The sequence below is a fragment of the Cupriavidus sp. NPDC089707 genome (genome assembly GCF_044748965.1).
GTDB lineage: Bacteria > Pseudomonadota > Gammaproteobacteria > Burkholderiales > Burkholderiaceae > Cupriavidus.
The window spans coordinates 8,535-17,737 of the sequence record NZ_JBIVHB010000043.1 but is presented as its reverse complement, the minus strand read 5'-3'; the positions used below and the strand labels follow the sequence as shown (position 1 = coordinate 17,737).

The 9,203-nt window shown below is 61.7% G+C and carries 7 protein-coding genes, 1 tRNA gene and 2 pseudogenes; all 10 read left to right on the top strand.

All coding sequences use genetic code 11. The features are described from left to right. A pseudogene (locus ACIP1U_RS32000) lies at positions 1-93 on the top strand (elongation factor Tu); the annotation flags it as partial. An 84-nt stretch (positions 94-177) separates the two neighbouring features. Next, positions 178-253 (top strand) — tRNA-Trp (locus ACIP1U_RS31995). Positions 254-312: 59 nt separating this feature from the next. Then, positions 313-693: a preprotein translocase subunit SecE gene (gene secE, locus ACIP1U_RS31990; protein WP_029049797.1), complete on the top strand. Its 381-nt coding sequence runs from the start codon at positions 313-315 to the stop codon at positions 691-693. A 10-nt stretch (positions 694-703) separates the two neighbouring features. Then, a complete protein-coding gene (gene nusG / locus ACIP1U_RS31985) occupies positions 704-1,285 on the top strand; it encodes a transcription termination/antitermination protein NusG (protein ID WP_010810468.1) in 582 nt (193 codons plus the stop codon). 161 nt (positions 1,286-1,446) lie between these two features. Beyond that, entirely contained in the window at positions 1,447-1,878 is a 432-nt protein-coding gene (gene rplK, locus ACIP1U_RS31980; RefSeq protein WP_010810467.1) for a 50S ribosomal protein L11, read from the top strand. Beyond that, complete coding sequence (rplA, locus tag ACIP1U_RS31975) at positions 1,879-2,574, top strand: 50S ribosomal protein L1 (RefSeq protein ID WP_400323774.1); 696 nt, start codon at positions 1,879-1,881, stop codon at positions 2,572-2,574. A gap of 409 nt (positions 2,575-2,983) precedes the next feature. After that, positions 2,984-3,505 carry a 50S ribosomal protein L10 gene (gene rplJ, locus ACIP1U_RS31970; protein ID WP_400323772.1) on the top strand — a complete coding sequence of 174 codons (522 nt, stop codon included), beginning with the start codon at positions 2,984-2,986 and terminating at the stop codon, positions 3,503-3,505. Positions 3,506-3,574: 69 nt separating this feature from the next. Beyond that, the gene (gene rplL / locus ACIP1U_RS31965) at positions 3,575-3,949 is read left to right on the top strand and encodes a 50S ribosomal protein L7/L12 (RefSeq protein WP_010810464.1); all 375 of its coding nucleotides are present in this window, start codon (positions 3,575-3,577) and stop codon (positions 3,947-3,949) included. 428 nt (positions 3,950-4,377) lie between these two features. After that, positions 4,378-8,484 (top strand): DNA-directed RNA polymerase subunit beta, encoded by a 4,107-nt coding sequence (rpoB, locus tag ACIP1U_RS31960; protein ID WP_400323767.1) that lies wholly within the window; start codon positions 4,378-4,380, stop codon positions 8,482-8,484. Between the two features lie 114 nt (positions 8,485-8,598). After that, positions 8,599-9,203: pseudogene (locus tag ACIP1U_RS31955) on the top strand (DNA-directed RNA polymerase subunit beta'); the annotation flags it as partial.

Sequence of the window (9,203 nt, the reverse complement as noted above, 5' to 3'; positions counted from 1 at the left end):
GCCCCGATCGCCATGGAAGAAGGCCTGCGCTTCGCCATCCGCGAAGGCGGTCGTACCGTCGGCGCCGGCGTCGTGGCAAAGATCCTCGACTAAGCTGTTCGATAGCGAACGCGGCACCAACCGGTCGCGTTCGTTGCCAGAAGGGGTTGGCGCAAGCGTCAGCCTCCAAGTAGTTCTAGGGGTATAGCTCAACTGGCAGAGCGTCGGTCTCCAAAACCGAAGGTTGGGGGTTCGATTCCCTCTGCCCCTGCCAAATCAATCAGCCGCGTCGCGAGGAACAATCGTGACGCGGCTTAGTCTCGTTTGCGAAACATGGCCAATCCCAATGTTGAAACCGTGAACGCCAACAGCGGCAAGTGGATGCTCGGCGTCGCGGTGCTGCTGGTGGTTGCCGGCGTCATCGGTTTCTATGCACTCGCACAGCAACCGTCTTATGTACGTGGCGCTGCGCTGTTCGGCGGTATTGCACTGGGTGTCGTCGTTGCACTGGTGTCGGCACCGGGCAAGGACTTCATTGGGTTCGCCAAAGAATCGTATCGGGAAGTTCGCAAGGTCGTCTGGCCGACGCGCAAGGAATCCGGGCAGATGACGGGGCTGGTCTTCGTCTTTGTCGTCATCATGGCACTGTTCCTGTGGTCGGCGGACAAGCTCATTGAGTGGATCGTGTTTTCGCTCGTACTGGGCTGGAAATAAGAGGTATCACATGACGGATAACGCTCAGCAGGAAACCACCGCGCCGGAATCGCCTTCATCGAAGAAGCGCTGGTATGTCGTGCATGCCTACTCCGGCATGGAGAAGAGCGTGCAGCGCGCGCTGCAGGAGCGCATCGAGCGCGCCGAGATGCAGGACAAATTTGGCCGCATCCTGGTGCCCTCCGAAGAAGTCGTGGAAATCAAGGGCGGCCACAAGTCGGTCACCGAACGTCGTTTCTTCCCGGGCTACGTGCTGGTGGAAATGGAAATGACCGACGAGACCTGGCATCTGGTGAAGAACACCAGCAAGGTCACCGGTTTCGTGGGCGGTGCCCGCAACCGCCCGAGCCCGATTTCGCAGCGCGAAGTCGACAAGATCATGACCCAGATGCAGGAAGGGGTCGAGAAGCCGCGTCCCAAGACGCTGTTCGAAGTGGGCGAAATGGTGCGCGTCAAGGACGGCCCGTTCACCGACTTCAACGGCAACGTGGAAGAAGTGAACTACGAGAAATCGCGCCTGCGCGTCTCGGTCACGATCTTCGGACGCGCAACGCCGGTCGAACTTGAGTTCGGCCAGGTCGAGAAGGTTTAAGGAATTTGCCGGTTGTCGGCCGAAAGGGCGGCAACTGGCAACGGCAACGCCCCAAGGCGTTGCCAAGAGGAGCGTGAGGCCATACCACAGGTATGGCGACAGCGCGTTACGACTCAACAGGATCGCATCCCCCAAGTGGAGCGATCCGGATTGGAGTAGAGATGGCCAAGAAGATCATTGGCTTTATCAAGCTGCAGATTCCGGCTGGTAAGGCAAATCCCTCCCCGCCCGTTGGTCCCGCACTGGGTCAGCGTGGTCTGAACATCATGGAGTTCTGCAAGGCGTTCAACGCCCAGACCCAGGGTATGGAACCCGGTCTGCCGGTGCCGGTGGTGATTACCGCCTTTGCCGACAAGAGCTTCACCTTCGTGATGAAGTCGCCGCCGGCGACCGTGCTGATCAAGAAGGCAGCCGGCATCACCAAGGGTTCGCCGAAGCCCCACACCGACAAGGTTGGCAAGATCACCCGCGCCCAGGCTGAAGAAATCGCCAAGGCCAAGAACGCTGACCTGACCGCCGCCGACCTGGACGCCGCAGTGCGTACCATCGCCGGTTCGGCTCGTTCGATGGGTATCACCGTGGAGGGTCTGTAAATGGCTAAGGTTTCCAAGCGCGTCGCCGCCAACAAGGCGAAGATCGAGCGTACCAAGTTCTACCCGATCGATGAGGCCCTGGGCCTGGTGAAGGGCTGCGCCTCGGCGAAGTTCGACGAGTCGATCGACGTGGCCGTGCAACTGGGCATCGACGCCAAGAAGTCGGACCAGGTGGTTCGTGGTTCCGTGGTGCTGCCTGCCGGTACCGGCAAGTCGGTGCGCGTGGCTGTGTTCGCACAAGGCGAGAAGGCCGAGGCCGCCAAGGCCGCCGGTGCCGACATCGTCGGCATGGAAGACCTGGCTGAGCAAGTCAAGGCCGGCAACCTGAACTTCGACGTCGTGATCGCTTCGCCAGACACGATGCGTATCGTTGGTACGCTGGGCCAGATCCTGGGCCCGCGCGGCCTGATGCCGAACCCGAAGGTTGGCACCGTGACCCCCGACGTGGCCCAGGCCGTGAAGAACGCCAAGGCCGGTCAGGTCCAGTTCCGTGTCGACAAGGCCGGTATCATCCACGCCACCATCGGCCGTCGTTCGTTCGAAGACACCGCGCTGAAGAGCAACCTGTCGGCGCTGCTGGAAGCGCTGGTCAAGGCCAAGCCGGCTACCAGCAAGGGCGTGTACCTGCGCAAGATCGCCGTCTCGTCGACCATGGGTGTCGGCGTGCGCGTCGACCAGGCTACGCTGGCTTCCTGAGCTGACGGCAAATTGCTGACCGGAACCCGATAACACCGGTCGGCAAGAAGAATTGAAGACCCTGGCCAATGGCGGGGGTCGTCTCCGGACCGCAAGGGACGGAGCATGGCTTTGGGCAGTGGTGTCCGGCCGGGTGCGCAAGCATCGGCGGGCACCGCTGGTTATCAAAGACCGCTGGTGTCCTTGTCCGCGGCAATGATGCGGAAAGGGCTTAATCGGTCGGAACGTGCGGGAAGGCTTCCAAGCCTGAGCGACGTTTTCCGGCCAGCCAGCGCAGATGGCGCACCCGAAGGGATTGAAGAAGCCGGGCACTGTCCCGGTCGATTCGGGCCAATCGGACGCCGTTCGTTTGTGCTGACGTGAAGGCTCCGGTATTGCCGGAGAAACAGCGTTATTTTGGAGCTTAACCGTGCCACTCAATATTGAAGATAAGAAGGCCGTCGTTGCTGAGGTCTCGGCGCAAGTCGCCAAGGCCCAGACCATCGTCGTGGCCGAATATCGCGGCATTGCGGTTGGCGATCTGACCAAGCTGCGTGCTGCCGCTCGCCAGCAAGGCGTGTACCTGCGTGTTCTGAAGAACACGCTGGCTCGCCGTGCCGTCGAAGGTACGCCGTTTGCAGGCCTCGCAGAGCAGATGACCGGTCCGCTGATCTACGGTATTTCCGAAGATGCAGTGTCGTCGGCCAAGGTTCTGAACGACTTCGCCAAGACCAACGACAAGCTGGTCCTGCGCGCCGGGTCGTATGACGGCAAGGTTCTCGATGCTGCCGCCGTGAAGGCGCTGGCCTCGATCCCGAGCCGCGACGAACTGATTGCTCAGCTGCTGGGCGTGATGCAGGCACCGGTGTCGGGCTTCGCCCGTCTGCTGGCTGCCCTGGCCGCCAAGAAGGAAGAAGGCGCTCCCGCGGAAGCGGAAGCTGCCGGCGCCTAAGGCAATCCAGGCCGCGCATCGAAAGATCGCATTACCGATACCGAATCAAATCTAGTAGGAGTATTTCAAATGGCAATCACCAAAGACGACATCCTGGAAGCCGTTGGCGCGATGTCCGTGATGGAACTGAACGACCTGGTCAAGGCGTTCGAAGAGAAGTTTGGCGTGTCGGCTGCTGCCATGGCCGTGGCCGCTGCTCCGGGCGCTGGCGGTGCCGCCGCTGCTGAAGAGCAGACCGAGTTCAACGTGATCCTGGCCGAAGTCGGCGCCAACAAGGTTGGCGTGATCAAGGCCGTTCGCGAAATCACCGGTCTGGGCCTGAAGGAAGCCAAGGACCTGGTCGATGGCGCACCGAAGCCCGTCAAGGAAGGCGTGGACAAGGCTGCTGCTGCCGAAGCCAAGAAGAAGCTGGAAGACGCCGGCGCCAAGGTCGACGTCAAGTAATGCTGTGCTCGCGTGCCCTTGCGGCACGCGAATGGGGCTGGCAAAGGGAAATTCCCGGCGCCAGCCTTTTTGCGCTTGTGCGATTGTGTTTCAATCACCACTCTGCACAGCGGCAAAGTCGCAAAATGTGATGTTTGCGAGTCCCGGCAGCACTTGATTTGCCGGCATCTCAGCAGAGGCCAAACATCAGTGGCACACTAAGTGGTTGCTGCTGATGTTTGTCTTCTGAACCGACTGCAGAAGACAAGTTTGGTCGGGTGTCCCCCGGGCGAGTACAGGCGTTGCGCTGATGCGACGACCACACCGCCCGCAGCGTGCGGACACCGTCAGCCAGAGGTTGGTAGCGGCCAACCGCCAAATCCCCTCCCAGTCGCTGAACACCTCAGGCGCGGCCAGGTCCAGCCGTCCTGCGATGATTCGGAGATCCCATGGCGTACAGCTTCACCGAAAAGAAGCGCATTCGCAAAAGCTTTGCGAAGCGCGCTACGGTACATCAGGTTCCATTCCTGCTTGCCACCCAGATTGAATCCTACACCCAGTTCTTGCAAGCGGAAACGCCGACCGCGCGTCGCAAGACCGAAGGCCTCCAGGCCGCTTTCAACGCAATCTTCCCGATCTCCTCGCATAACGGGCTCGCCCGTATGGAGTTCGTCTCGTATCACCTGTCCAACCCGCCGTTCGACGTCAAGGAATGTCAACAGCGTGGCCTGACCTTCCACTCGGCCCTGCGCGCCAAGGTTCGCCTGATCATCAACGATCGCGAGAACCCGGGCAAGGTCAAGGAAGTGAAGGAGCAGGAAGTCTACATGGGCGAAATCCCGCTGATGACTTCCACCGGTTCGTTCGTGATCAACGGCACCGAGCGTGTCATCGTCTCGCAGCTGCACCGCTCGCCGGGCGTGTTCTTCGAGCACGACAAGGGCAAGACCCACAGCTCGGGCAAGCTGCTGTTCTCGGCTCGTATCATTCCCTACCGCGGTTCGTGGCTGGACTTTGAATTCGACCCGAAGGACATCCTGTACTTCCGCGTCGACCGCCGCCGCAAGATGCCGGTGACGATCCTGCTGAAGTCGATCGGCCTGACCCCGGAACAGATCCTCGCGCACTTCTTCGTGTTCGACAACTTCACGCTGCAGTCGGAAGGCGCGCAGCTGGAGTTCGTGCCCGAGCGCCTGCGCGGTGAAGTCGCGCGCTTCGACATCGCCGACAAGAACGGCCGCGTGGTGGTCGAGAAGGACAAGCGGATCAACGCCAAGCACATCCGCGACCTGGACTCGGCCGGCACCAAGCTGATCAGCGTGCCGGAAGACTACCTGCTGGGCCGCGTGCTGGCCAAGAACATCATCGACCCGGATACCGGTGAGGTGATCGCCAACGCCAACGACGAGCTGACCGAAACGCTGCTGGAAAACCTGCGCGAAGCCGGCGTCAAGCAGATCCAGACCCTGTACACCAACGATCTGGACCAGGGCCCGTACATGTCGCAGACCCTGCGCGTGGACGAGACCGCCGACCAGACCGCTGCGCGCATCGCGATCTACCGCATGATGCGCCCGGGCGAGCCGCCGACCGAAGAAGCCGTGGAAGCGCTGTTCCAGCGCCTGTTCTACAGCGAAGAGTCGTACGACCTGTCGCGCGTTGGCCGCATGAAGGTCAACAGCCGCCTGGGCCGCCCCAGCGGTGAAGGCGCCATGGTGCTGCAGGACGAGGACATCCTCGAGACCATCAAGATCCTGGTCAACCTGCGCAACGGCAAGGGCGAAGTCGATGACATCGACCACCTGGGCAACCGTCGCGTGCGTTGCGTCGGCGAACTGGCCGAAAACCAGTTCCGCGCCGGCCTGTCGCGCGTGGAGCGTGCCGTCAAGGAACGTCTGGGCCAGGCCGAGACCGAGAACCTGATGCCGCACGACCTGATCAACTCGAAGCCGATCTCGTCGGCGATCCGCGAGTTCTTCGGTTCGTCGCAGCTGTCGCAGTTCATGGACCAGACCAACCCGCTGTCCGAGATCACGCACAAGCGTCGTGTCTCCGCACTGGGCCCGGGCGGCCTGACCCGCGAGCGCGCAGGCTTTGAAGTCCGCGACGTGCACCCGACGCACTACGGCCGCGTGTGCCCGATCGAAACGCCGGAAGGTCCGAACATTGGTCTGATCAACTCGCTGGCACTGTATGCACGCCTGAACGAGTACGGTTTCCTGGAAACCCCCTACCGCAAGGTCGAGAACAGCAAGCTGACCGATCAGGTCGACTACCTGTCCGCGATCGAGGAAGGCAAGTACGTGGTGGCGCAGGCCAACGCGACCGTCGACGCTGACGGCAACCTGACCGACGAACTGGTGTCGGCGCGTGAGGGCTCCGAGCGTGAAACCCGTATGGTGACGCCGGACCGCGTGCAGTACATCGACGTGGCGCCGTCGCAGATCGTGTCGGCCGCTGCCTCGCTGGTGCCGTTCCTGGAACACGATGACGCGAACCGTGCACTGATGGGCGCGAACATGCAGCGTCAGGCCGTGCCTTGCCTGCGTCCGGACAAGCCGCTGGTCGGTACCGGCATCGAGCGCACTGTTGCGGTCGACTCGGGTACGGCCGTGCAGGCCATGCGTGGCGGCGTGGTCGACTACGTCGACGCGATGCGTATCGTGATCCGCGTGAACGACGACGAAGCCGTGGCCGGTGAAGTCGGCGTGGACATCTACAACCTGATCAAGTACACGCGTTCGAACCAGAACACCAACATCAACCAGCGTCCGATGGTCAAGGTTGGCGATATCGTTGCCCGCAACGATGTGATCGCCGACGGCGCCTCGACCGACCTGGGCGAGCTGGCACTGGGCCAGAACATGCTGGTGGCGTTCATGCCGTGGAACGGCTACAACTTCGAGGATTCGATCCTGATCTCGGAGCGTGTGGTGGCCGAAGACCGCTATACCTCGATCCACATCGAGGAACTGTCGGTCGTTGCCCGCGACACCAAGCTGGGACCGGAAGAAATCACGCGCGATATCTCGAACCTGGCCGAAGCCCAGCTGGCTCGCCTGGACGAGTCGGGTATCACCTACATCGGCGCCGAGGTTGAAGCCGGCGACGTGCTGGTGGGCAAGGTCACGCCGAAGGGCGAGACCCAGCTGACTCCGGAAGAGAAGCTGCTGCGCGCGATCTTTGGCGAAAAGGCTTCGGACGTGAAGGACACCTCGCTGCGCGTGCCGTCGGGCATGAGCGGCATCGTGATCGACGTCCAGGTCTTCACCCGCGAAGGCGTGACCCGTGACAAGCGTGCCCAGTCGATCATCGACGACGAACTGAAGCGCTACCGCCTGGACCTGAACGACCAGCTGCGTATCGTGGAAGGCGATGCCTTCCAGCGTCTGGAGCGCCTGCTGATCGACAAGACCGTCAACGGCGGTCCGAAGAAGCTGGCCAAGGGCGCCAAGATCACCAAGGAATACCTGGCTGACGTCGACAAGTACCACTGGTTCGACATCCGCCCGGCGGACGAGGAACTGGCTGCCCAGCTGGAAGCCGTCAAGGAAGCCATCGAGCAGAAGCGCCACGAGTTCGACCTGGCCTTCGAAGAGAAGCGCAAGAAGCTCACGCAGGGCGACGAACTGCCGCCGGGCGTGATCAAGATGGTCAAGGTCTACCTGGCCGTGAAGCGCCGCCTGCAGCCTGGCGACAAGATGGCAGGCCGTCACGGTAACAAGGGTGTGGTGTCGAAGATCACCCCGATCGAAGACATGCCCTACATGGCCGACGGTACGCCTGCCGACATCGTGCTGAATCCGCTGGGCGTGCCTTCGCGGATGAACGTGGGTCAGATTCTCGAGACGCACCTGGGCTGGGCCGCGCGCGGTCTGGGCGAGCGCATTGGCAACATGCTGAAGGCGCAAGCCAAGGCAGCCGAAGTGCGCAACCTGCTCACGCAGATCTACAACGAGAGCGGCAAGGTCGAAGACCTCGACAGCCTTTCGGATTCGGAAGTCCTGGAACTGGCCGACAACCTGAAGAAGGGCGTGCCGTTCGCGACGCCGGTGTTCGATGGTGCGCATGAGGACGAAATCCGCCGCATGCTGGACCTCGCCTATCCGGAAGGGATCGCGAAGGAGAAGGGCCTGACCGCGTCCAAGCAACAGGTCACTCTGTTCGACGGCCGCACCGGCGAAGCGTTCGAGCGTCCGGTCACGCTGGGTGTGATGCACATGCTGAAGCTGCATCACCTGGTCGATGACAAGATGCACGCACGTTCCACCGGCCCATACTCGCTGGTGACGCAGCAGCCGCTGGGCGGTAAGGCCCAGTTCGGTGGCCAGCGTTTCGGTGAGATGGAAGTGTGGGCACTGGAAGCCTACGGCGCGTCCTACGTGCTGCAGGAAATGCTGACGGTCAAGTCCGATGACGTGAACGGCCGTACCAAGGTGTACGAGAACATCGTCAAGGGCGAGCACTCGATCGATGCCGGCATGCCGGAATCGTTCAACGTGCTGGTGAAGGAAATCCGTTCGCTGGGTATCGACATCGACCTCGATCGCTACTGATCGAACCGATGCGGGTGCCGGCTGCGGCCGGCACTCACCAGCGCAGGATTTCCCACAGAATGAATGCCACCGATCCGGACAGACTCCGGGCCAGTGGCGAAACAAGGAGTTGCAATGAAAGCATTGCTCGATCTCTTTAAGCAGGTACAGCAGGAAGAGCAGTTCGACGCGATCAAGATCGGTCTGGCCTCGCCCGAGAAGATCCGTTCGTGGTCGTACGGCGAAGTGAAGAAGCCGGAAACGATCAACTACCGTACGTTCAAGCCGGAACGCGACGGCCTGTTCTGCGCCAAGATCTTTGGCCCGATCAAGGACTATGAGTGCCTGTGCGGCAAGTACAAGCGCCTGAAGCACCGCGGCGTGATTTGCGAGAAGTGCGGCGTTGAAGTGACGCTGGCCAAGGTGCGCCGCGAGCGCATGGGCCACATCGAACTGGCCGCGCCGACCGCGCACATCTGGTTCCTGAAGTCGCTGCCGTCGCGTCTGGGCATGGTCCTGGACATGACGCTGCGCGACATCGAGCGCGTGCTGTACTTTGAAGCATTTGTGGTGCTCGAGCCCGGCATGACCCCGCTCAAGAAGAGCCAGATCATGTCCGAAGACGACTACCTGGCGAAGTGCGACGAGTACGGCGAGGGCGAGTTCGTCGCCATGATGGGTGCCGAGGGCATCCGTGAACTGCTGCGCGGCATCGACATCGAGAAGCAGATCGAACAGAT